We start from the raw sequence: 23,369 nt of genomic DNA on the forward strand, positions 1-23,369 counted from the left end.
ATATGCTACACTGGATTAGCGTCAAAATTTGTAGATCTATGGAAAGGGTTCTCTCAATGCCCGATGGAAATGCGTATGATCAGGCCTATTATGCAATGTCGCGGCCTGAAGCTGGGCGCAAAAGCCTCGTTGATACCTTGCGCGACCGTTACATTCGCCGCCATGTGTTGCGCTTTCGCCAAACTGGCCGTTTGTTGGATATTGGCTGTGGCTTAGGTTTGTTTTTGCAATCGATGACCCCGCCATTTGAGCCGTTTGGCACCGATATTTCGGCCTATGCTGTGGCTCAAGCCCAACAACGTATGCCCAATGCCAAGTTGTTTGTTGGCAGTATTTTGGATGGCATTCCATTTAGCGTTAATTTCGATGTGATTACGGCGATTAATGTGGTCGAGCATTTGGAGCAACCAGCCTTGGCCGTTGCCGCCATTCGCGAACGCTTGCAATTGGGCGGTTTGTTTGTGGCCCACTTGCCAACGATTGGCAACCGCCTGCAAGCGCGCATCTATCGCGGCTCGTATGATGCCGACCCAACCCATATCTATCGGCCAAGTGGCCGTGAGTTTCGCGGTGTTGCCGAGGCAGCGGGCTTCAAAACGGTGTTTGAAACTTACTCGCCGTTTGCACCAGCGCTGCTCTGGCGCAACCTGCCTTGGCATCCAGCCTATTTGGCAATTTTTCAAGCGCGCTAATTTGCCCAATTCCTTCATCCCTCGCTTGCGTTGAGCTGGTTGAGGGTGAAGGAATCACGTTATTTCGGCAGCTTAATCAGCATGGTTGTGCCAGTGCCAAGTTTACTTTGAGCCTCAAGCGTGCCATTATGCGCTTGGATAAGCGCTTGCGCAATCGATAAACCAAGCCCATTGCCTCGTCCGCCAGCCACTCGTGCACTATCCACCCGATAAAAACGCTCGAAAATATGCGCCAAATGCTTGGGATCGATGCCTTTGCCCGTGTCGATTACGCTAATTTGATAGCTACTTGCTTGGCGTTCTGCATGAATCACAACACTGCCACCGCGCGGCGTATGCGCAATTGCGTTATCCAATAAAATTAATAACACTTGGCGCAAACGAGTGCGATCAGCCTTGATCTGGCCCTCTGCATGGGCGACCCGCACCTCAACCCCAGCATCGTGGGCCAAGCGCTGAGCTGCATCGGCAACATCGTGGCATAACTCAGCCAGATCAACTTCTGCGCGCTGCAAGCTCGTTTTCGCTGCATCCAAGCGCGAGAGCAAGAGCAAATCTTCAACCAAGCGCCCCATATGGTAGGTTTCGGCCAAAATATCTTCTAGCAATTCGTGTTGCTCGGCGGAGTCGGTCGATTCGCGGAGGGCAATTTCGCTGCTGGCACGCATCAAGGTTAGCGGCGCACGCAATTCGTGGCTGGCATTGGCGATAAAGGCTTGTTGACGCTCCCACGCTTGTTGCGCCGGTCGCAACGAACGCCCAGCTAGCCACCAACCAAACCAGCCCAAAACCACCACACTGCCAGCCCAAAGCGCTACCAAGCCCGTTAATAAGGTGTTGAGCGCTGCTTCTTGTTCGTTGAGCACCCGCCCAACTTGCAAAAACGCTGGGCCATCGGCGCGGGTTAATTGTTCGGTCAGCAGCTCAACCCGCGTACCATCAGCCAAACTGATCGTGCGCAGATCGAGCTTGCCAGCACGGGCTGCTTCAATCGCCGCTTGGTCTGGCTGAATTGGCGGATTCCACGGATTAGGATTAAAGACTTGGCCGTTTTGATCGATGGTAAAGACAAAAGTGCTCGCCAATGTGCCATTATCAACAGGCCGTTCGTCGGGCAATTGCTGCGGGCGATAGGCTTGCAAGGCTGGCGGCAAGGGCGCTGCCAATTGCTCAAACTCCAGCGTCATGCGTTCGAGCAAGGCACGTTCGGTCGCAAAGCGAAAATAGCGCACTGTCATCCAATAGACGCTGCCACCAACCGCCGCCAACAGGAGCAACGCGGTGCAGGCATAAATCAGGGTCAAGCGCCAGCGCAAACGATTAAGCATACTCGCTCACCCAGCGATAGCCAACGCCGCGCACGGTTTGAATCGGATCGCGCTTGCCTGCTTGCTCAAGTTTGCGCCGCAAATAGGAAACATAGACATCGACCATCGACGGTTGCACATCACGCTCATACGACCAAACATAATCAAGCAATTGTTGGCGGCTCAGGGCTTGGTTGCTATTGCGAATCAAACATTCGAGCAAATTCCATTCGGTTGCTGTGAGATCCAATTGTTGCTCTGCTCGCCGCGCAGTGTGCGCCCGTAAATCAAGCACAAGCTCACCTGAGCGCAATTCTTCGCTATTTAGATTGGTATTGAAGCGGCGACCCAAAGCCCGTACCCGTGCTAACAATTCCTCGAAGGCAAACGGCTTGCTCAAATAATCATCGGCCCCGCTATCCAAGCCAGCAACTCGATCTTCGATTTGGCTACGGGCAGTGAGTAATAGCAAACTCGTATTAAGTTTGGCGGCGCGAATTGCCCGACAAATGCTCGGGCCATCGCGTTCAGGCAGCATCCAATCGATCACCGCCACATCATACATGCCATGCAGCGCCATATCCAAGCCACTATCGCCCTCGTAGGCCACATCGACAAGATGGTGCTCATCACGCAGTGCTCGCTCGATCAAGCGAGCCAATTTGCGATCATCTTCTATCAACAACACGCGCATGCTGCTTCCTTTGTGATTCGGGTAGGTCACGCTAGTTTAATCATTAATTCTTGGAAGATTCTTGGAAAATTCTTGGAAAATTCATAGCCAGCGTCAAGAATATTCCAAGCAATGCTTGCTATGCTTGGGTCAGATGTTCGACAACAGGAGGTTTTGATGAAACCCAAGTTTGCACTTTTAATTGCCGCCGTGCTGACAGCCTTTGTTTTGGTGATTGTAGCTGGCGTTGTTCGTTCGTTGGCTCAGCCAAGCCCAATTGAATTGGCCGCAGGCTTGGATAATAGCCTGCCAAACGATAATGCTGCTCAAGCAACCGCAACCGTTCAGGCCTATCAACAGCAATTGTTGGAAGCCAACCAACGCATCGAAGAAGCTAACCGCACTATCGACGAGGCGAATGCTCGGTTGCAAGAGCCAATCGTGGTGCGCGAGCCTGCTCCGGCCCAACAGCCAATTGCCCAAGTGCCAAGCCAACCGCAGCCAGCAGCCCAAGATCCATTGCCAGCAACTCAAGCACCTGCCGTGCCGCAATATCCAATTTCTGCTGAGCAAGCAGGCCTATTGGCTTTAGCGGCTGCACCTGGCGCAAGCTTGTTGGCAACGCCAGAGCTGGTTAATTATGCTGGCACAGCTGCCTACGAAGTGCGGCTTGATCGTGGCTTGGTGTATATCGATGCCACGACTGGAGCCGTGTTGGCCAATAATGCCGTGGCCTCGCCAACCCAAGCGCCAGTACCAACCAACGCTCCCGCACCATCAACCATCTCGGCGGATGCAGCTGCCAGCGCTGCTGTGGCCTACCTTGGCGGCGGAACGGTCGAGCGGGTTGAGTTGGAAGAAGAGCATGGCGCGTTGGTGTATGAAGTTCGCTTTGCCAACGATAGCCGCGTCTATGTCGATGCCTATAGCGGCAGCGTCGTTTACGCCAAAGTTGAATCATCAAAAGATAGTAGTGGCAGTGGTGGCGATGATAAAAAAGACGACGATAAAAAAGACGATGATAAATAAGGAATAACCGTATGAGTAATGCTTCTAAACGCCGTGGCAGTTTGCTGCTCAATACCAGCATGAGTGTGGCCGCCGTGGCTGCAACTTTGAGCGGTTGGGCAGTCTTATCCAACCAACAAACAACGCCGAGCAATGAAATTGCGACTCCTGAGCCAATTGTGATTGTTGCCGAAGCGCCAGCAGTTGAGCTACCAGTTTTGCCAACCGTCGTGCCGCTTACCAGCAATAGCCCGCGCATTATCCGCATTCCCAATGCGAGCGCTGGTGGTAGCAGCCAGCCTAGCACACCCAACCAACGTGCGCCAGCAACGGGTGGCAATGGCGGTAGTGCCCCAAGCCAAGCGGCTCCACCACCATCAGTGCCACGCCAAGTTGCGCCAGCGCCAGCCCCAGCCGCTCCTGCTGTGCCATCACGCGATACTCGTTCATCACGCTAAAAGGTGCTTTATGGGCGAATTAATCTTTCGAGCAATGGGTTGCGAAGTTGCAGTGCTCAGCGATCAGCCAATCGATCTTTCTGCTGTGCCGCAATGGTTTGAGGCTTGTGAGCAAACGCTCAGCCGCTTTCGCCCAAATAGCGAACTGATGAGCCTCAACCGCAGGGCTGGGCGACCACTTGCGGTTAGCCAAACCCTGTGGGACGTGCTTGGCCTGGCGCTCGATGCGGCGGTTTGGAGCAATGGCTTGGTTGTGCCAACGATCTTGCCTGCACTCTTGCATGCTGGCTACGATCGCTCGTTTGAATTGTTAGCCAATGCGCTGGGCGATTCGGCAGTTTTGCATGCTCAGCCACAAACTGCTTTGGCAATTTCGCTACGTGAGCAAGGCCGTTTGGTACAGCTTGCCCGTGATACAGCGCTTGATTTGGGTGGCATCGCCAAGGGTTGGGCCGCTGATCAGGCAGCTCACCAGTTGGGCCAACAGGCTGCTTGTTTGGTCGATGTTGGTGGCGATTTGGCGACCGCTGGTCAGCGCCACGATGGCTTAGCTTGGGCGGTTGGCGTGCCAAATCCGCGTAGCCAACAGCGTGAAGCTATGCTCTGGTTTGCATCGGGCGGCGTGGCAACCTCAGGAGTCGATTATCGGCGTTGGCGCAAAGGCGATCGCTGGCACCACCACATCATCGACCCGCGCACTGGCGAACCAAGTACCAGCGATGTGCTGAGCGCAACAGTGATAGCACCAAGTGCGGTGCAGGCCGAAGTTGCCGCCAAAATCGTTGTGTTGTTGGGCCTTGCACAAGGTTTAGCCTGGATTAATCAACAGCCAAGCTTTGCCTGCATGGCGTTTGATCATAGCGGCCAAAGCCACACCTGCGAACGCTTTGATCACTATCGTTGGGAGTAAATATGAGTGCTTCAGAACACGATAAAGCAGCCAGATTAGCGGCGATTCGCGCGCAAAACGCTGCCAAAAAAGCCCAAGCTGCCGAGCCAACTGAGCCAGCGCCGCAAGATAAAGCAGCCAGATTAGCGGCGATTCGCGCCCAAAATGCTGCCAAAAAAAGCGAGCCTGTTGCAAACCCCGTTGTGGCAGCGCCAGCGCTTGTTAAGCAGGCTGCACCAGTTGCAGCGCCTAGCGCTGATGAATTGCTCGAAGCTGCTAGTGCCAGCCTTATGAGCTTGATGCTGGCTTTGGTCATCGGTATTGTTGCTGCCGTGCTGGTGCTGCCGCGCTGGATTCCTGGCCTCAGTAGCTCGCTGCTTGGCGAGCAACCCAAAGCTTTTTGGTATCTTTCGCGCTCAAGTGGCTTGGTGGCCTATAGCTTGGTCTGGCTTTCGATGTTGTTTGGGCTTTCGCTGACAGGCAAGGTAGCGCGTTTGTGGAATGGCGGCCCAACAATGCTTGATCTGCATCAACATGCCAGCATTTTAGGCATTGGTTTTGGCCTGTTTCATACCGTGATTTTGCTTGGCGATGGCTATAGCAATTACACATTAAAACAACTGCTCGTGCCATTTGCCAGCAGCCAATATAAACCGCTGTGGGTTGGCTTGGGTCAAGTTGGTTTGTATGGGCTGGCGATCGTCACCATGAGTTTTTGGCTCAAACGCTGGATTGGCCGCAGCGCTTGGCGGATTATTCACTACGCTAGTTTTGGCTTGTTTTTGCTCGTTTTGGCCCACGGTATTTTCAGCGGCAGCGATACCAGCATGCCATTGGTAACGCTCTGGTATTGGGCAACTGGAGCCAGCGTTGTGTTTATGACGCTCTATCGGGTGTTGATTATGCGCCGTAGCAAACCCTTGCCCAGTGTTGCTGCAACGCCGCGCGCTTAATATGCTAATGCTTGCCAAACGTGATACCATAGCAGCATTGATTGATCGAGAAGTTTGATTAAAAGGTGTTGCTATGGGGATGTCGTTTGTTACGCCACACTATTTATGGCTGTTATTGTTGTTAGTTCCAGTTGTGGCTTTGGGGTGGTTTAATGGGCGGCGCTTTCAACGCAGCCGCTTAATTGGCTCGTTGCTGTTGCGCAGTTTGTTGCTGATCACGCTGATTGGCTCGTTGGCAGGCGCGCAAATCATCTCGCCCGTTAAACAACTCACGACAATCTTTTTGGTCGATACTTCCGACTCGATTACCCCCAACCAACGTAGCCAACAAGACCAATTTATTGCCGATGCCTTGCAAACGATGCCCAAAGATGATCAAGCGGCGATTATTGTGTTTGGCCAAAATGCCCTGATTGAACGGTTGCCCTCGGAAGTGCGCACGCTCAGCCGCATTCAATCGGTGCCAATTGCGGCCCGCACCGATTTAGAGCAAGCCATGACCTTGAGTTTTGCCTTGTTTCCCGCCGATACCCAAAAACGGGTGGTGCTGCTCTCCGATGGTGGCGAGAATAGTGGCCAAGCGCTCAAAGCCTTGGAATTAGCCCAAGATCGCCAAATTGTGGTCGATGTGGTTACGGTTGAGCAAATGGGCGGAGCTGAAGTTGCAATCACCGCTTTGCGCATGCCCGGTCAAGCTCGCATTGGCCAAGAGTTGCAAATTGTCGCGCAGATTGATAGTAACGAAGCTCAGGATGCCACAATTCGCATTTTGATCGACCGTGAATTGTATGCAGAAGAAGCTTTGGCCTTGCCCAAAGGCACTTTAGAATATACCTCAACCGTGGTGTTAAATGATCAAGGTTTCCATAAAGTTTCTGCCCAAATTATCCCAACCAACGATATTCGCAAGCAAAATAACGAAGCGACAGCCTTGGTCAATCTGCAAGGGCCACCAAAAATTTTGGTGGTGGCCAACGAACCTGCCGATGCAGAAAATATTGCGCCTGCACTCGAAGCTGCCAATTTGCAAGTTACGGTCGTTGGCCCAACTGGCTTGCCCACAACCTTAGCCGATTTAGCCGATTACGAAGCAGTGATTTTGGCCAACGTGCCTGAACGCTTGGTTGCCGAGGAGTCGCAACAAGCGCTGCAAACCTTTGTGCGCGATCTTGGGCGTGGCTTTGTGATGATTGGCGGCGAGAACAGTTATGGGATTGGTGGCTATACAAGCACGCCAATCGAAGAACTATTGCCCGTCGAAATGCAATTGCGCAATCGCGAAAAATACCCACCAGTTAGCGTTGCGGTGGTGTTTGATATTTCTGGCAGTATGAGCGCGCAAGTTGGCGGTCGCGAGAAGGTGACCCTGGCCTCGGAAGGTGCGGCGCGGGTGGTGCAATTGCTGCGCGATTTCGATGAAATAACCGTGCTGCCGTTTGATAGCGCTGTGCAAAACCAATATGGGCCGGTAGCTGGCTCGGAGCGCGAAGTAGCCCAAGGCGAAATTATTGCCCGTGGCGTAACTGGCGGCGGCGGCATCAACGTCCACGATTCGTTGGTTGCTGCTGGCAGCGTGCTCAAAGGCCGCGATGCACCAATTCGTCACATTATTTTGCTGGCTGATGGCTCGGATTCGCAGCAACAAGAAAATGCTGTCCGTCTGACCGATGAGCATCGGCGCTTGGGCATTACCACCAGCACGATTGCGATTGGCAATGGTGGCGATGTAAGCTTTTTGAATAATGTGGCGGTTGCTGGTGGCGGGCGGCACTTTTTAGTTGAAAATGCGCTGGCGTTGCCCGATATTGTGTTGCAAGATGCCCAACTTTCGCTGGCCCCGTATATCGTTGAAAAAAGCTTTTTGCCTTTGCTTGGCAGCGATAGCGTGATTATGGCCAATTTGAATACGGCGAATTGGCCGCAATTGCTTGGCTACAATGGCACAATGGCCAAAGATAATGCGAATATCGTCTTGTGGGCCGATGAAGATGCGCCGCTGTTGGCCCAATGGCAATATGGTTTAGGCCGTTCAGTTGCTTGGATGAGCGATATGAAAGGCAAGTGGGGCACAAACCTCACGCGCTGGGATCAATTTCCGCGCTTAATTGCCCAAATGGTTGGCTGGACGCTGCCGGTTGTCTCCAACGAAACGATTAGCGTCAATGCCAGCTTTGTTGGCCCAGAAATGGAAGTAACCCTTATTGCCCGCGATCCCAACGATACGCCGATTACTGGCCTGATTGTTGATGGCAATGTGGTGAATGATGGTGGTTCGCAAGCTGGCATTAACTTGGTCGAAGTCAGTGCTGGCATTTATCAAGGCCGCATCAGCAGCCCTGGCGCTGGCACCTACTTTTTGCAACTAGCTGGGCGCAATGGCGAAGGTCAAGCGGTGTTTCAAGAAACTGCTGGGGTCATCGTGCCCTATTCGCCAGAATATCGCCAAGGCCAATCGAACCCCAACTTGTTGAGCACGATTGCCCAACGCAGCCAAGGCCGCGTTTTGACCGATCCAACCACGGTTTTTGAGCATTCGCTTGAACTGGTAACCAGAGCTACCCCAATTCACTTTAATTTACTGTTGGCAGCGCTGCTGCTCTTATTGCTTGATATTGCTGTGCGCCGGTTGCGTTTTGGCCAATTGGGCAACGTTTTGGCAGGTGTGCGTCGTCGCCAAGCTGCGCCATCGCAAACCATGGGCGATTTGGCCGCAGCCAAGCAACGAGCACGCACGAAAATGGGCCAAACTACATCAGAACCCAGCCCAATTGCCAGCAAGGAAGCGCCAGTGTATAAGCCTGGAGCGAACTATACGCCACCAGCCGCTCAGCCCAAACCTGAGCCATCAACGGTTGCGCCGCCGCAGCCAAAGCCAAGTGCACCAGCGCCAACGCCAACCCAAGGGCCACCACCAAAGCAAGCGAATCTCGATGAGATTACTGATCCATTAGAGCGTTTGCGAGCAGCCAAAAATCGTGCTCGTCGCCAATAGCCTAGCCTAAATAATATCTGAAGAGGAGAAAACCCATGTTAACGCCTGTTAAAGGCAATTCTGCAATCTTGCGCTTTATCAAGCCCACATTAATTATCATAGCCATTGTTAGTTTCATTCAATTTACTGTGATCTATGGATTCATGGTTGCGATTACAAAAAATATGACTGACTTTCCATCATTTTATTGGGCGAGTGATGCGTTCTTTAATCAAGGTATTTCGCCATACAACATTAAAATTATCCAATCATATTTTGATAAAACCATATTTCCCTTTATCTATATTCCACCAAGTATCCTTCTATTTTATCCATTATCGCTAATGAATTATAATAATGCATTTATTGTTTATTTATTTATTAATCATATTGCATTATTATTTTTTGTGTTACTTTTAATTAAATATTTTAATATTAAATTATTATCAAATCAATCATTGCTATTGATAATTATGATATATAACGCACATCCGATTTTGTTGAATATTGATTATGGATAGATAAATTTATTTGTGATTATATCTTTATTGTTATTTATTATGTTACGTAATAAAATGCAGTTTATTGCTTGTACTTTTTTAGCTCTTGCAACCATTATAAAAATGTATCCAATTATTATTATATTAATTTTATTAGTAACTAGAAAATATAAAATTTTTATGAAAACCATACTTGCAATAAGCTTAATTATTGGTACATCAATGATCTTTATTCCAAAATTTGTATGGCAAGATTGGTTTTTTACTGTAGTTCCTACTGGAAGCTATGGGGAATCGCCAAAAGGCTTACCGGCAATATCTCAAATCCATAATCAATCATTTAATGGTTTTTTTGCACGATTATTTACACAGCAAGAAGGTTCATATCATATTATGAATTATCCTTGGTTAGCAAAAATCAGTACCTATAGTGTTTGTGCGGTAATATTTGCTATTACGGTATCCATTTTTTATAAATACTTGAGAATTGATCGTGACGATATAATTGAAAAAATAGTTTTTGCAACTACGCCATTGATTTTTTAATTGCACCTCTTTCATGGATTCACCATATTCTGCTAGTTTACCCAACTATTCTTTATTTGTTTAAAGTATACTATGCTGAATATCCAGTAAAAATGAATATTCGCTTTATTGGAATTAATAGTATTGCAGTCTGTTTATCACTATTTCAACTAGGGACACCACGAATCCCAGCATTGCCGCTGGTATTTATCCTCTGGTTAATGATGCTAGAAGTTATTGTTAAACAGCAATCATTGCGCCCAACCGTAATCCAAGCACAACCAATTGAAGCGCTTAGCCATAGTTAAATAAAAATCCTACGAGCAGCAGGCAAACGCAACACTCGTAGGATAGTTGGATTTTAGAGGGTATCTTGGAGTTTTACGACCAATTGTTTGAGGGCAAAGCGGGCGCGGCCCAGGTTGCCGCCGCCATTGACTGCCAACACAGCGAAGTAGCCGGGGATGATTTGCGATGCCAAGTAGGTGGCATTATCGGTCTCAACCGCGACATCACGGACTTGGCCAGCCTTTAAGCGCGAGGCGGCTCCCGCAGCGGCGGCAGCAAGGCCGCCAAGCTCCACTTCAGCAACATCTTTGCTAAAGTTTGCATCAACATCGTTGAGGAGCATTTCAACGCCCAGCCCGTCTGTCCCCACGACTCCGGCCAATTTAACACCGGGTACGTTTTCAATCGCGCTGGCCAAAATGTCTTTCATCCCCATAGTGGCTCCTTATCAACAAACTGTGCAGTGAGTTCTGATGTTTGAGCTATCATACCACACCGCGACCGCTCTGCAATGCGCTGCTTACATTTCGCGGCGGCCTTGCAGCGCGCGACCCAAGGTTACTTCATCTGCATACTCTAAATCGCTGCCCATCGGCAAGCCCCGCGCCAAGCGGGTTACGCGAATACCCAAGGGGATAATCTCACGCGCCAGATAGGCTGCCGTGGCATCGCCCTCAAGGTTGGGGTTGGTCGAAAGAATCACTTCTTCGATTGGTTCAACCCGCAAGCGACTGAGCAACTCGCGAATTTTCAAATCTTCGGGGTTAATGCCTTCGACAGGCGAAATTGCGCCGTGCAGCACATGATACAGCCCTTTGAACTCGCCAGTACGCTCCAACGCCACCACATCCAGCGGCTCCTCGACCACACAAACTTGGCGTTCATTGCGATTGGCATTGGTGCAAATGCTGCACGGGTCATCAACCGTAATATTAAAGCAGCGATTGCAAAAAATCGTGGTATCTTTCATGGCCATAATCGCGTTGGCCAAGCGCTCCGATTGCTCGCGTTTGGCGCGCAGCAGATAGAAAACCAAGCGTGAGGCCGATTTTGGCCCAATTCCAGGCAAGCGATTAAATTCATCAATTAATTTTGAAACTGGTTCTGGCGTAATTGTATCGTACCCAAATGCCACAGTACACGCTCCACAGTTAAGTTAAAACAGGGTGGTCGCACGACCACCCTGAATCGGGGTTAGCCGCCGTTTTAGAATAAGCCAGGAATGTTCAAGCCGCCAGTGAGTGGCCCCATTTTGGCGTTTGAAAGCTCTTCGGCCTTCTTCGAGGCATCGTTGATTGCCAACATCAGCAAATCTTGTAGCATTTCAATTTCGTTGGGGTCAACCGCTTCTGGTGCAATGACAATGCTGAGAATTTCGCGGTGGCCATTCATTTTGACTTCAATCACACCGCCGCCAGCGCTGCCTTCGACCAAGGTTTTGCCCAAATCTTCTTGAGCTTGCATCAATTTCTTTTGCATTTGTTGCAATTGATTGAGCATTTTGCGATCCATTATGATACTCCTTTGTAGAAAATTGCTATCCTAAAGCAGTGCAAGTATAAGAAATTCAATCTAAATGTCAAAGTAGTTTAGCTGCCATCCTCTTGCACGCCAACAATGCGGGCATCGAAGATGTTGCGCGCTGCTTTGACAATGTGATCCTTCATAATCTCTTCGCGCTGGCGACGAGCATCACGAGCACGATTTTGCTGATCGCGGTTGGCTTCTTCGCCGCGCACAAAGATTTGGCGACCAACTGCCTTGGCCAGCAGGTCTTCGATCAAACGGCGCTGGGTTTGGTCATCAAGCTGCTTGGTGTGAAACGGCGATGGCGTGCCAATCAGCAAGGTATTATCTTCGAGGCCCAATGGCTCGCAGCTTTTGAGCACCGCTTGCAAGCGTGGGTTGTAGGGCTTGAGATCTTCGATTACCTGCAACCAAACCGCTTCAACTTCAGCCAAGATAATTTCTGATTCGGCCAAAACGATATGTTGCTCGGCCTCAGGCAGTGGTTGAACTGCTACGACCGCTGCCACGGTTACTGACGCTGATTCAACAACCTGTGGTGGTTGCTCAACGCTTGGTGGCTCAACCTTCGCTGCCGCTGGAGCAACTGGCGTTGGCCGTTGCTGCGCTGCTGGCTCTGCTTGGCGGGGTGCTGCTGGCACTGGTGTTGGGCGGGCTACTGGCGCAACTCCAGCGCGAATTGGGCTGGGTGCTGCAACCACAACTGGCGCTGGCACAACCAAGGCTTCGACAACCGCCATCTCCAAAGGCAACTGGCCATAGGGCGTGGTGCGCAATTGATGATCAAGCCCGCTAAAGATTTTGAGCCAAGCCAAAATCGAGGCTAAGGCTAATTGTTGCGCATGGCTTTGCATGGTTGCCAAAACATCGTGGCCAACATCGAGCAAGTCGGCGGAGCCGCCCGATTTGAGCAGCATCAGGCCACGTAGATAGCTCACCACATCGCGGGTAAATTGGCGTAAGTCAGCACCTTGGTCGGCAATTGTGTTGATCACGCTGAGCGCTGCGGCCACATCTTCGCCAGCAAACGCCGTAACCAAGGTTTCGACCTCGCGCGAGGCAGTTGCCCCCAGCAAACTTTGGACGCGGCTTAATGGAATTTGTGGCTCGCCATAGCCCATCAGCTGATCGAGGATGCTCATTGCATCGCGCATCGAGCCAGTTGCCGCCCGCGCAATCGCTTCAGCCACGCCAGGTTCAAGGAAAACGCCTTCTTCGCCAGCAACCCATTCGAGGTGGGCAATTGTGTTGGCGATGGTATGCCGATTGAAGACAAAACGCTGACAGCGCGAAAGAATCGTCGCTGGCACTTTGTGAAATTCGGTCGTCGCCAAAATAAACATGGCATGGTCTGGTGGTTCTTCGAGGGTTTTGAGCAGCGCATTGAAGGCAGCGGTGCTCAGCATATGCACTTCGTCGATTACATAGACTTTTTTGCGAAATTGGGTTGGGCGAAATTGCACTTTTTCAATAATTTCGCGCGCATCATCAACGCTGGTATGCGAAGCTGCGTCCATCTCAATCACATCGACGGCGCGGCCCTCGACAATCGAGCGGCAGGCGCTGCATTCGCCACAAGGCCGCAAACGCGGATCGCTTTGCTCACAATTGACCGCCTTGGAAAGAATCCGCGCGGCACTGGTTTTGCCGACCCCACGCGGCCCGGTAAATAAATAGGCATGGCCAATCCGATTGGCCACGATTGCATTGCGCAAGGCCTGCACAATATGGGCTTGGCCAACCAGATCATCGAAGGTCTGCGACCGCCATTTTCGATATAACGCTTGCGACGACATCTATACTCAACCCTTTTGAAACATCAGTCTCAATTATAGCATGCCCACCGATATGAATTATGAAGGATGAGGGATGAATTATGAAGGCAGAAGGCAGAATAAATTATGAAGGATGAGGGATGAATTATGAAGGCAAAAGAAATTATGAAGGATGAGGGATGAAGGCAAAAGAATATGATCGAGATTAGAACCACAAAATCGACACCCCTCGCCCGCGTTTTCGTGGGCGAGGGGCTGGGGGTGAGGGCATGCTTTTGGTTGTCAATCCAATGAACCAATACACATAGCCCAGCGCCTATAGCCAATTTCTCGTGGTATACGAGTTGCAATTAACCAATCTAGCACGAATTGAGGATTTAACCTATGCAAGCGAGGAGGCCCAGATGCAGCCAAGCATCCTGAATTTATTTAAGCAAACCTTCAAAGAATGGGGCGATGATAAAGTGCCTCGCTTAGGTGCGGCCTTGGCCTATTACACGGTATTTTCCTTGGCTCCGCTGTTGATCATCGCGATTAGTATTGCTGGTTTGGTGTTTGATCAAGAGGCGGCGCGCGGTGAAGTAACCCGCCAATTATCGACCCTGATTAGCAACGATGCAGCCAAAGCGATCAACGAGATTATTGAGCAATCGAGCAACCAGAAATCTGGTATTATTGGCACACTGATTGGGGTGGCAACCTTGCTCTTTGGTGCTTCGGGCGTGTTTGGCCAGCTCAAAGATGCCATGAACACCATTTGGGGCGTTGAGCCAAAGCCAGGCCGTGGCATTTGGGGCTTTGTGCAAGAACGCTTTTTCTCGTTCACGATGGTGCTGGGCGTGGGCTTTTTGCTCTTAGTTTCGTTAATTATCAGCACGATTCTTGATGCTGGTAAAAATTGGCTGTTTGGCGAAGAGATTGGTATCGTATTTCAGATGGTCAATATTATTGTTTCATTTGGAATTATCACAGTGGTATTTGCGCTGCTGTTCAAATTCTTGCCCGATGTCAAAATGGCATGGCGCGATGTTTGGATTGGTGCAGCGCTGACGGCGTTGCTGTTTACGATTGGTAAATTTGCGATTGGCCAATATCTGAGCCGCAGTAGCACGGCCTCGACCTTTGGTGCAGCTGGCTCATTGATTATTATCCTCGTGTGGGTTTATTATTCGAGCCAAATTCTCTTTTTTGGCGCTGAATTTACCCAAGTGTATGCCAATATGTATGGTTCGCATGTTGTTCCTGATGATAATGCCGTTGCGGTTACTGACGCTGCCCGCGCTGAACAAGGTATGAGCAACCGCCATTCGCCACGTGATCAGCGCACGCCACGCCCAGCAACCAGCGCTGGTAAACCACAAGTTATCGTGACTGAACGCTTTAAATCATTGGAAAAACAACGCTATGTGGCGGCTGTTTTGGGCTTTTTGCTGGCAGTCGTTGCGGGTGCATTCAAAAGCTTGCTGAAGGATAAACCATCATCCTAAATTACAAACACGATGCAAAACAGCGGGGCTTCGGCTCCGCTTCGTTATTTTAGGCTTAGGAGAGAAGTCTTGGGGGCTTATCTGATTTCATGATACCATGCGCGACAAGCCTGAGTCAATCGGCAATTCGATCAGTAGACAAATCAAGTTGGCTGCCCTACGATAGCCGTTCAAGCCATCAAAGAGGAGTGTATGCTATGACAGACCTGCGGCAGTCCGAAGAAGCATATCAAGTCGACCGTGAATATAAGCGCATGGAGCGCGAGTTGCAGGAAGCTAAGGTTGCCAATCGCGAGTTGCGCCGACGGCTGGAAAAGGTTCAGCAACAGCTTAACGAAACATCGAATGCCTACAATAAAACTGTCAAAAATATGCTCGATATGATTCGTGAAAACAATGAATTAACCGTTGAATGCGAACGCCTGCGTTGGTATAGCGGGCGCTACGATAGCGAACAGATTCGGGTTGAAACCAAACAATTGCCCAAACTCAGCCCCGATGAAGCCCGTGCGATTCGCAAGGCCATGGCCCGCTTGCACCACCCCGACATCGGCGGCAGCATCGAACGCATGCAATTGTGGAATAGTCTCTTAGACCAGATTGAGCAAGGCCATTAAGCACAACGAAGGAAGGTTATGGCTGTACTGTATGTGGTTGCCACCCCAATTGGCAACCTTGAAGATATTAGTCCGCGTGGTTTGCGCATCTTACAAGAGGTTGGCTTAATTGCCGCCGAAGATACGCGCCACACCCGCAAATTGCTGCAACGCTATCAGATTGAAACGCGGCTGATTGCCTACCACGAGCACAATAAACTTGCCCGTCTAGATACGATTTTGCTAGCCTTGGCCAACGGCGATGATGTGGCCTTGGTCAGCGATGCAGGCACGCCCGCGATTTCCGACCCTGGCTATGAGTTGGTTGGGGCGGTGATTGGCGCTGGCTTTGCGGTGGTGCCAATTCCTGGGCCAAGCGCGGTGATTACTGGGCTTAGCGCTTCTGGCTTGCCAACCGATCGCTTTTATTATTTGGGCTTTCCGCCACGCCGCTCGAAAGAACGAATTGCTCTGTTCAGCGAAGTTGTCGATATTCCAGCAACCTTGGTGGTGTATGAAGCGCCGCACCGTATTTGTGATTGTTTGGCCGATGCCTTGAGCGTATTGGGCGATCGTCCGGCGGCGGTGGCTCGCGAATTAACCAAATTGCACGAGCAGTTTGTGCGTGGCACGCTCAGCGACTTGGTGGCGCATTTCAATACGACCGAGCCACGCGGCGAGTTTGTGTTGATGATCGGCGGTGCTACTCGCCCAGCCAAACGCAAACCAACCAGCAGCACAACCAACGAGCTTGGGGTTATTGTCGAAGAAGCGCCTGCTGATGTCGATTGGAATTTGATTCGGGCTGAGTTGCAACGCCTGCGTGCTGAAGGCTGGACGGGAACCAAAGCCGCCAAACAGCTCGCCAAACAATACGAGCTTGATCGCCATCAAGTCTATAGCGAATGGAGCAACTTGCCAGAATAAGCCCAAAGTCGCACTTCTGACTGGTCATTTAAGGCGTATGATTAAGCTTGGGAATTAATCTGGCTGCCCTGAGCAGTGTGTGACGAAAGGTCTTGCATGAGCGAGCAAACATTTACACCCAAACGGATTTTGGTGGTCGTTGCCCACCCCGACGATGCCGAATTTGTCTGTAGTGGCACGTTGTCACGTTGGTATCGCGAGGGCCACGAGATCCATTTTTGTCTCTGTACCGATGGCAACAATGGCTCAAGCGACCCCAACATGACTTCTGAGCGTTTGGCTGAAATTCGCCAAGCTGAGCAACGCGCTGCTGCGGCGCATGTTGGGGCCGATGTGAGCTTTCTGCGTTTTGAAGATGCAGCGTTAGAACCAACCCAAGAAGTGCGCAAGGCAATTACACGGGTGATTCGGCGCTTCAAGCCTGATATTGTGGTTTGCCAAGATCCAGCTTTCCGCTATAGCGACGATTATTTGAACCATCCCGACCATGTGGCGGCTGGCAATGCAACCTTTGCGGCAATTATGCCCGCAGCCTCAACCCGTTTGATCTTCCCTGAACTTTTGGAAGAAGGGCTTGAGCCACACAATGTTCGTCAGGTTTATTTGATGGGTGGTGCGCAAGTTGATACGTGGATTGGTTTGACTGAGGAAGATTTTCAGTTGAAGCTCAAGGCTTTGCGTGAGCACAAATGCCAATTGGGCGATTGGGAGCCGGAGCAGATGATGCGTGAGTGGGCTGTGTCTACCGCAAAGTTGGCTCGCGAGGCTGGGGTCGAGTGCGAATTGGCCGAATCGTTTAAGCTCGTGACCCTTGTTCGAGATTAAGCAAGCGTTGGGCTGAACTGATAAAGCGAGGATCGTAGGCTGCAATTTCATGCCAACGGTCCTCGTCGTTTTGCAGGCCGTTAAGCAACCGCTGTTGTACATCGAGCAAGGCATTACGAATGGTGGGATAGGCGCGTTTTTGCTCGAAACGCCCAACATCAAGCACCTCGCGGGCCAATTCTACGCTATATTTGGCGATCCAGCGTGGTTTGAGCCGCTGCCAATCGAGCAAGGGCATTGGTCTGGTGTTGCTCAAGAGATCGCTGGTTTTAACCCAAAACGCTTGTGGTGGCAAGATCGCGATCGTCGCATAATATTGCTCAGTAGTTTTGTTATGCCGATCCAAGCCATCCAACAAGGGAAATAAATCGCCAAGCCGTACCAAGGCAGGTCGGGTATTAATGTATTGCAGTAGTTCGTCGCGGCTAATTTGATCATCTTCAAGCAAATCGTGCCAGAGCGCAATCACGGTGGCAATTTCATCGCGAATGCCAAACACCTCGACAATTTGCAAGGCAACTTCGACTAAATGATACAAATAAGGCTGATCGCTGAGCGGACGCATGCGCCCAGCGTTGCGTTCAACCGCCAGTTGTAAGGCTGGCTCGACTGCCGAGCCAAGGTGTGCTGCTCGCAGCCGTGCCAATAACGCTTCTGTTGGTAGATGTTGCATAAGTTCTCCTTTTTAGCGAATTAAGCGCCAGAATGAGCGCCCTTCAAGGGTTTTACCAATCGTGGTTGGGTCTTCGAGGCTCTTGAAAAAGCTCAAAGCCAAATCATTGACATCAACTGGGCGCATTACCGCACCCAAGCGGCCAATTAATGGCAATTTGCTGAGCAAGGCAAAGGGCAAGGTTGCCAATTGAATTGCCCGCCGACTTGGCCCGACAATCGCCGCAGGCCGCAAAATTGTCCAATCGAGGCCGCTTTCGCGCACGGCTTTTTCAGTTTTGGCCTTCCAGCGCAAATACGAGCCAAGCGGCAATCCAGCGCCCGCCGAGCTAAGCAGCACAAAACGCTGTACGCCCTGCGCCTGAGCGGCTTTAATCAAAGCGATGGTTGTGCCATAATCAACAGTTTCGTAATTTACATCAGCATTAAATTGGGCCTGAGTTGTGCCAATTGTTTGAAAGACGGCCTCGCAGCCTTCAAGCGCAGCCTCAACGCTGGCTTGATCGCCAAAATCGCAGATTGCAAAATCTTGGCCCAAGGGAAAATGGCTTTTGTTGCTGGCGCTTTGGCGCACCAATGCTCGAACCTGCCATGCGGGATTATTGGCAGCTTGGCTAATAATCCGCTGGCCTGTGTAACCCGTCGCTCCGGCTAAGGCGATAATGGTCATAAACTGGTTTCCTCACGCTTACGTGGCAAGCCCGTTGGCTGGTCTAAATCGTAGTGGCCTGGCTTGAGATCATCATCAACTGCAACCCGTTGATCAAAGACATAACATTCGCCCTGCCATTGATTGCTGCTTGGCTCGACGGTTTCTAAATATTTCAAAATTCCGCCTTCAAGATGGTACACCTCTTGAAAGCCCTTGCGCAGCATATAGGCCGTAGCTTTTTCGCAGCGAATGCCGCCGGTGCAAAACATCGCCACTTTGGGATGTTGCTGAGGATCAAGGTTTTGCTCGACAAACGCTGGAAATTCACGGAATGAATCGGTTTTGGGATTGAGCGCATGCGGGAAGGTGCCGATTTCCACTTCATAATCGTTGCGGGTATCAATCACAATCACTTCGGGATCGTTGATCAGCATATTCCACTGCTCTGCATCAACATAGGTTCCAACGCCATCGTTGGGGTTGATTTCGGGCATGCCGAGGGTCACGATTTCCTTTTTCAAGCGCACTTTCATGCGCTGAAACGGCATTTGGCTTGTCCACGATTCCTTCCAAACCAAATCGGCTAGACGTTGGTCGCTACGCAGAAAATCGAGCAATTCGCGTATGGCTGGTTCGGGGCCAGCAACGGTTGAATTAATGCCCTCGTGGGCGAGCAAAATCGTACCTTTGATGCCGCGTTGGTTGCAAAAATCGCGCAATGCGTCGCGTTTGGCGGCAAAATCGGGCAGGTCAACAAATTTATAAAAGGCAATGACTAAGATGTCCATAGGTGTTCATTTCAGCTAGAAATAATCGTCTCGATATTGTACCACGATGGTTGTTTGTCGTTCAGCCAAGGGTTTGGCGCATAGGTGATGGTGTCATCAGAACCCTTTAATTCGGCAATTGTGGTGAATTGCACGCTTTTAGTATTGTTTGGTCGATCCCACAAGCTGATCAGTTCGGGTGAACCATTGATCATTTTGCCAGTCGCCATCGCGACATGGTTTAGCGGACTACCATTGCTGACAAAAAAAACAATACTACCTGCTTCGATTTGGCCTGAACTCCATATTTGCTCTGGATTATAGCCTAAGCCTTCAGCCAAAGCCTGGTTTGCAGCCGTTAGTTGATCTGTGCCATTAGCGCTTGCTTGGTCGATTTTGGTAATAACATTGGTATACATAACATCAAGCTGCGCTAAAGAAAGATCGCCTGAGAGCAAACCAATATACATTACTGATTCCCAGCAGTTCATATTCCATTGATCATACGTTTGAGGTAAAAAAGTACGGCCATACATATCAAAAGAACTTAAAGGTCGATTCCTATCCGCTAGAAGGAAATTAACTAATTGAGCAAAATTTCGATCGACGGGTGGCTCACGTTCAGGATACATTGCATTGGGTGCTGGGGCTTTATCGTTAAAAAGACCCTCTGTTGTTAACATCAACGAAGCCTGCGACCATGTTAACGAGCCTTCGAGCAGGCTAGCCATGATGATTTGCGGCAGCGTGCCAGGCAAAGCCCGAATTGCTTCGCGTACCATTGATTGATTAAGTAAAAACCGTCGTAGCCCCAACGGAATCAGCCGAATGGTTTCGATGACCAAGCTGGATTGTTGTGGCCGAAGCCATGCGAGAAACTGATCAACAGTTTGGGCAATGACTTCGGGTGGAATTTGCTCATTGATTGGCTTGGCCTGCAACGCAAGCGCCTCGTGCTCAGCGTTAAACAGCGCCGCTGCTTCTGCTTCGGCCTCGTGAAAAGCCTTGGCAATGGCTTTGAGCACAGATTGGCTCTCAGCGAAAACAAGGGCTAAGCGCGTGTAGGCTGGCACGATTTCGTCATCAAACTGATTGAAACATGCGGTAGCTGCATCGCCCTGCCAGCCGCCATGTTCAAGCGCTTGGATGGTTTGCCTGAGTTGGTGCAAGATGGCTTGAATTTGGCTTTGTTGGGTGGCGCAGCGTTGAGAGAGTTGGTCGATCAGCTGATAGTCAATTTGGACAATCTGCATAGCCATGGGCCTATGCTCCGTTGCTAATCGGCTGGTAGATTATTGAAATGTTTGTTGTTGGGTAAATTGAGAGAGGTGTGCAATCAAGCACGTATCGACTATAGCATACTCTTTTGGCGCTGTAAAGAGGGCTTTTAAATGAAGTAGTGGCGAAGCCTACTGAGGACATGCACAACCTTGTACATGTCCTCGATTGCTGGTTCGATCACGATTGGAGCAAATAGACTCCGCGTTGATCAAAGCCGAGCCAGAGCACTGCGCCTTGGGCATTGATAACCGCACGGCTTGGAATGAGCGAATATTTTTCAGCTTCCCAGCTTGGTGGTAGAAGATCGTTACTGGCTAGGCGGGTTTGTTCCTGACCAGCAGCATCCATCCAAATAACTTCATTATTGCTAACCAGCAAGGCTCCGCCAGCAGGAGTTGCCGATTTAATGTTGGAAAACCAGCGATTGAGTGGCGATTGCTCGATGGTGCTCGTGGTTTGCTTGGCAAGATCATGGCGCTGCCATTGGCGAGTTTGGCTACTGGCTTGGTACGTCCACCACAGCACAACGCCGTTATAGAGCCAAATCTGGCTTGGAGCAGGGGCCTCTTGGGCAAATTGGGGGCTTAATTCGCCCGTTTGCAGATTAATTTCCCAAAGCTGCCAGCCGCTACGATTACCAGCATAGAGCCAAACTCGACCATTATCTTGTAAGAGGAGTTGGCGTTGATCAAGCTCATTGGGCAATTCGAAGGGGCGTTCGTGCTGCCAAACAACCTTGGCTTCTAAATCGAGCAATTGAATACTCACAGTGCCTGGGCTAGCGACAGCCACCACAAAGCCTTGGGTCGTTGGCATAACCGCTGTTGCGCTGGTCTTGATTGCCTGATTAATATCCCAATAGCGACCATCGGCAACCTTGATGATTCGACCATCGAGCCAAAACCATGGTTGCTGCTGAGTATCAAGAATAATTTCGGGAGTCATGCGGCCAAGGGGCTGATTTGGCAGCGATGTTGGAATATCGATCGGTTTTAATCCATCCTCGCCCCAAGGAATAAAGCCAAGAATGCTGGTGGCTTGGGCTGTTTCAAGTGTTGGCATAACAGAATCCTTATCTGGCTGTGGCGTGGTGGGTATTGCCGCAGCGCAACCACTGAGCAATACACCAGCAAGCCCCAGAATCAAGCAGAAACGAGATGATAAACTCATCACAAACTATCCTAACTAAGGCTTTGGCTGATCCCAAGGATTGGGTGTCGTGCTTATTTTATCTGGTGGCATCCCTGCGGCTGCCATTGAAGCCTCTAAATCTTCAATCGTCGTTCGTTGCATCGATCGCACAAAGTTTCCGTTTGCATCCTGTGGTAAGACCCATAAACTCATAATTTCGGTCTTACCATCGGGAGTTGTTCGCCCTGTAGCAATGGCAACGTGCGATAATGGACTACCACTACCTTCAAAAAAGACGATGCTGCCAGCAGCTGGCTGATCGCCTGTTGTCCAGTCTGTGCGCTGATTTGCACCTAAGGCATTTTCAATCACCGAATAATAGTTGGCTCCTGCATTCGCAGCATTTTGATGAATTTCACGTAATTGGCTTTCGCTAATTTCGCCACTTAAATAAGCAGCATACATGGTTGCTTCCCAGCAATTCATTGTGCCATTGAGCGAATTTGGGGGGCCAGCTTCACCGCGCATCCACAGCGCGAAATCATTCGTTCGAGCATCGCCCGTTATGGGATTGATGACATCAGGTTGAATTGCGCCATTATCGCCTGGCCCAGAGGCTGCCGGCCAGAAGAGTGCACCTTCAAGCAAGGCTGCCGTAATAACATCGGCGGCTGTACCTTCACTGGTCTTGATATATTGCATTAATTCGGGATTATTTAAAATAGCTTGGCGTTCTTCAACTGTGGCTTTAGCGATGGCATCAAGAATAACGTTGGGATCGACGCATTGATTTTTGAGCGATTGAATGAGCGTTTCTAATTCACTGGTTGGTTGACCACCACCACCACCTGGGTCAACTGAGAAAGCTTTTATTGATTGGTTGCTGCTCAATTCTTCACTGCTACCATTATTGCCGCCGACAGCCTTGGTTAATCCGCCTTCGGTTCCATTTGTAGCGGCAAACATGTCGCGAAAGAGCGCGGCAGCTTCTGCTTCTGCTTGCTGAAACGTCGTTGCGATAGTTTGCATCGTGCTTTGGCCTTCGCCTAGCACCGTACAAAGCCGCGTGTAGGCTGGCACAACTATGCTATGAAACTCTTTGAAACAGGCATTCGCTGCATCACCCTGCCAACCGCCGTTCTCAAGCGCTTGGATGGTTTGCTTGAGGCTTTGTACAATTGCTTGAACCTGAGTTTGTTGTTTGCCGAAGCGTTGCGCTACTTGCTTGGCTGCTTGATAGTCGATTTGAACGATCTCATTACCCATACACACTGCCTCCATTGATTTGACGGGTAGTGATCAATCTGCCGAGGAGGTAACAGGGTATAGCGAGGGTCACGATGCGGAGAGTATAGCAAAGCGGTTACCTATATATGACGATGACTATACCATACTGAATTTGGCGCTGTAAAGAGGGCTTTTTTGGCATACAATGCCAGCGATTCGCCTTTTGCTAAGGAACAGT

22 protein-coding genes and 1 pseudogene are annotated in these 23,369 nt (G+C 50.4%); 11 read left to right on the plus strand and 12 right to left on the minus strand.

The window, feature by feature from the left end:
• The first annotated feature begins 56 nt into the window (after positions 1-56).
• Positions 57-692: a class I SAM-dependent methyltransferase gene (locus C5S61_RS22015; protein WP_164689717.1), complete on the plus strand. Its 636-nt coding sequence runs from the start codon at positions 57-59 to the stop codon at positions 690-692.
• A 59-nt stretch (positions 693-751) separates the two neighbouring features.
• On the opposite strand, the gene C5S61_RS22020 is transcribed toward C5S61_RS22015, so the two are convergent.
• Positions 752-2,020 (minus strand): sensor histidine kinase, encoded by a 1,269-nt coding sequence (locus C5S61_RS22020; protein WP_110518927.1) that lies wholly within the window; start codon positions 2,018-2,020, stop codon positions 752-754.
• Positions 2,013-2,693 carry a response regulator transcription factor gene (locus C5S61_RS22025; protein ID WP_110518929.1) on the minus strand — a complete coding sequence of 227 codons (681 nt, stop codon included), beginning with the start codon at positions 2,691-2,693 and terminating at the stop codon, positions 2,013-2,015. The genes C5S61_RS22020 and C5S61_RS22025 overlap by 8 nt, the downstream gene beginning before the upstream one ends.
• Positions 2,694-2,849: 156 nt before the next feature.
• Here C5S61_RS22025 and C5S61_RS22030 point away from each other — a divergent pair, with 156 nt between their 5' ends.
• The 6 genes and pseudogenes from C5S61_RS22030 (at position 2,850) to C5S61_RS22055 (ending at position 9,997) form a co-directional block, all read left to right on the plus strand.
• Positions 2,850-3,701, plus strand: coding sequence for a PepSY domain-containing protein (locus C5S61_RS22030; RefSeq protein ID WP_110518931.1), 852 nt, complete (start codon positions 2,850-2,852; stop codon positions 3,699-3,701).
• Between the two features lie 11 nt (positions 3,702-3,712).
• Positions 3,713-4,138, plus strand: coding sequence for a hypothetical protein (locus C5S61_RS26955; RefSeq protein ID WP_164689718.1), 426 nt, complete (start codon positions 3,713-3,715; stop codon positions 4,136-4,138).
• Between the two features lie 10 nt (positions 4,139-4,148).
• The gene (locus tag C5S61_RS22035; RefSeq protein ID WP_164689719.1) at positions 4,149-5,048 is read left to right on the plus strand and encodes an FAD:protein FMN transferase; all 900 of its coding nucleotides are present in this window, start codon (positions 4,149-4,151) and stop codon (positions 5,046-5,048) included.
• 2 nt (positions 5,049-5,050) lie between these two features.
• Entirely contained in the window at positions 5,051-5,980 is a 930-nt protein-coding gene (locus C5S61_RS22040) for a ferric reductase-like transmembrane domain-containing protein (protein ID WP_110518935.1), read from the plus strand.
• Between the two features lie 73 nt (positions 5,981-6,053).
• A complete protein-coding gene (locus tag C5S61_RS22045; RefSeq protein ID WP_110518937.1) occupies positions 6,054-8,972 on the plus strand; it encodes a glutamine amidotransferase in 2,919 nt (972 codons plus the stop codon).
• Positions 8,973-9,136: 164 nt separating this feature from the next.
• A pseudogene (locus C5S61_RS22055) lies at positions 9,137-9,997 on the plus strand (glycosyltransferase family 87 protein).
• A 340-nt stretch (positions 9,998-10,337) separates the two neighbouring features.
• On the opposite strand, the gene C5S61_RS22065 reads toward C5S61_RS22055, so the two are convergent.
• The 4 genes from C5S61_RS22065 to dnaX form a co-directional block, all read right to left on the minus strand.
• Positions 10,338-10,700 (minus strand): roadblock/LC7 domain-containing protein, encoded by a 363-nt coding sequence (locus C5S61_RS22065; RefSeq protein WP_054536454.1) that lies wholly within the window; start codon positions 10,698-10,700, stop codon positions 10,338-10,340.
• An 84-nt stretch (positions 10,701-10,784) separates the two neighbouring features.
• Positions 10,785-11,399 carry a recombination mediator RecR gene (recR, locus tag C5S61_RS22070; RefSeq protein WP_110518944.1) on the minus strand — a complete coding sequence of 205 codons (615 nt, stop codon included), beginning with the start codon at positions 11,397-11,399 and terminating at the stop codon, positions 10,785-10,787.
• Positions 11,400-11,470: 71 nt separating this feature from the next.
• Entirely contained in the window at positions 11,471-11,779 is a 309-nt protein-coding gene (locus tag C5S61_RS22075; protein ID WP_345720658.1) for a YbaB/EbfC family nucleoid-associated protein, read from the minus strand.
• Positions 11,780-11,853: 74 nt separating this feature from the next.
• Positions 11,854-13,587 (minus strand): DNA polymerase III subunit gamma/tau, encoded by a 1,734-nt coding sequence (gene dnaX, locus C5S61_RS22080; RefSeq protein WP_110518948.1) that lies wholly within the window; start codon positions 13,585-13,587, stop codon positions 11,854-11,856.
• A 383-nt stretch (positions 13,588-13,970) separates the two neighbouring features.
• On the opposite strand from dnaX, the gene C5S61_RS22085 reads away from it, so the two are divergent.
• The 4 genes from C5S61_RS22085 (at position 13,971) to C5S61_RS22100 (ending at position 17,401) form a co-directional block, all read left to right on the plus strand.
• A complete protein-coding gene (locus C5S61_RS22085; protein ID WP_110518950.1) occupies positions 13,971-15,053 on the plus strand; it encodes a YihY/virulence factor BrkB family protein in 1,083 nt (360 codons plus the stop codon).
• Positions 15,054-15,250: 197 nt separating this feature from the next.
• Complete coding sequence (locus C5S61_RS22090; RefSeq protein ID WP_110518952.1) at positions 15,251-15,670, plus strand: hypothetical protein; 420 nt, start codon at positions 15,251-15,253, stop codon at positions 15,668-15,670.
• Between the two features lie 18 nt (positions 15,671-15,688).
• Entirely contained in the window at positions 15,689-16,576 is an 888-nt protein-coding gene (gene rsmI / locus C5S61_RS22095) for a 16S rRNA (cytidine(1402)-2'-O)-methyltransferase (protein ID WP_110518954.1), read from the plus strand.
• A gap of 96 nt (positions 16,577-16,672) precedes the next feature.
• Positions 16,673-17,401 (plus strand): PIG-L deacetylase family protein, encoded by a 729-nt coding sequence (locus C5S61_RS22100; RefSeq protein ID WP_110518956.1) that lies wholly within the window; start codon positions 16,673-16,675, stop codon positions 17,399-17,401.
• On the opposite strand, the gene C5S61_RS22105 is transcribed toward C5S61_RS22100, so the two are convergent.
• The 6 genes from C5S61_RS22105 to C5S61_RS22130 all read right to left on the minus strand — a co-directional run bounded on the left by C5S61_RS22105 (position 17,373) and on the right by C5S61_RS22130 (position 23,170).
• Positions 17,373-18,074: a hypothetical protein gene (locus C5S61_RS22105; RefSeq protein WP_110518957.1), complete on the minus strand. Its 702-nt coding sequence runs from the start codon at positions 18,072-18,074 to the stop codon at positions 17,373-17,375. The two genes, C5S61_RS22100 and C5S61_RS22105, sit on opposite strands and share 29 nt — an antisense overlap.
• A 12-nt stretch (positions 18,075-18,086) precedes the next feature.
• The gene (locus tag C5S61_RS22110) at positions 18,087-18,743 is read right to left on the minus strand and encodes an SDR family oxidoreductase (protein WP_110518959.1); all 657 of its coding nucleotides are present in this window, start codon (positions 18,741-18,743) and stop codon (positions 18,087-18,089) included.
• The gene (gene trhO / locus C5S61_RS22115; protein WP_110518961.1) at positions 18,740-19,513 is read right to left on the minus strand and encodes an oxygen-dependent tRNA uridine(34) hydroxylase TrhO; all 774 of its coding nucleotides are present in this window, start codon (positions 19,511-19,513) and stop codon (positions 18,740-18,742) included. Before trhO ends, C5S61_RS22110 begins: the two co-directional genes overlap by 4 nt.
• 11 nt (positions 19,514-19,524) lie before the next feature.
• Positions 19,525-20,751, minus strand: a complete 1,227-nt coding sequence (locus tag C5S61_RS22120; RefSeq protein ID WP_110518963.1) for a WXG100 family type VII secretion target — start codon at positions 20,749-20,751, stop codon at positions 19,525-19,527.
• A 199-nt stretch (positions 20,752-20,950) separates the two neighbouring features.
• A complete protein-coding gene (locus C5S61_RS22125; protein ID WP_110518965.1) occupies positions 20,951-21,835 on the minus strand; it encodes a hypothetical protein in 885 nt (294 codons plus the stop codon).
• 123 nt (positions 21,836-21,958) lie between these two features.
• Entirely contained in the window at positions 21,959-23,170 is a 1,212-nt protein-coding gene (locus tag C5S61_RS22130; protein WP_164689720.1) for a WXG100 family type VII secretion target, read from the minus strand.
• Positions 23,171-23,369: the final 199 nt, after the last annotated feature.

It is taken from the genome of Herpetosiphon llansteffanensis, assembly GCF_003205875.1.
GTDB classification, from domain to species: Bacteria; Chloroflexota; Chloroflexia; order Chloroflexales; family Herpetosiphonaceae; genus Herpetosiphon; species Herpetosiphon llansteffanensis.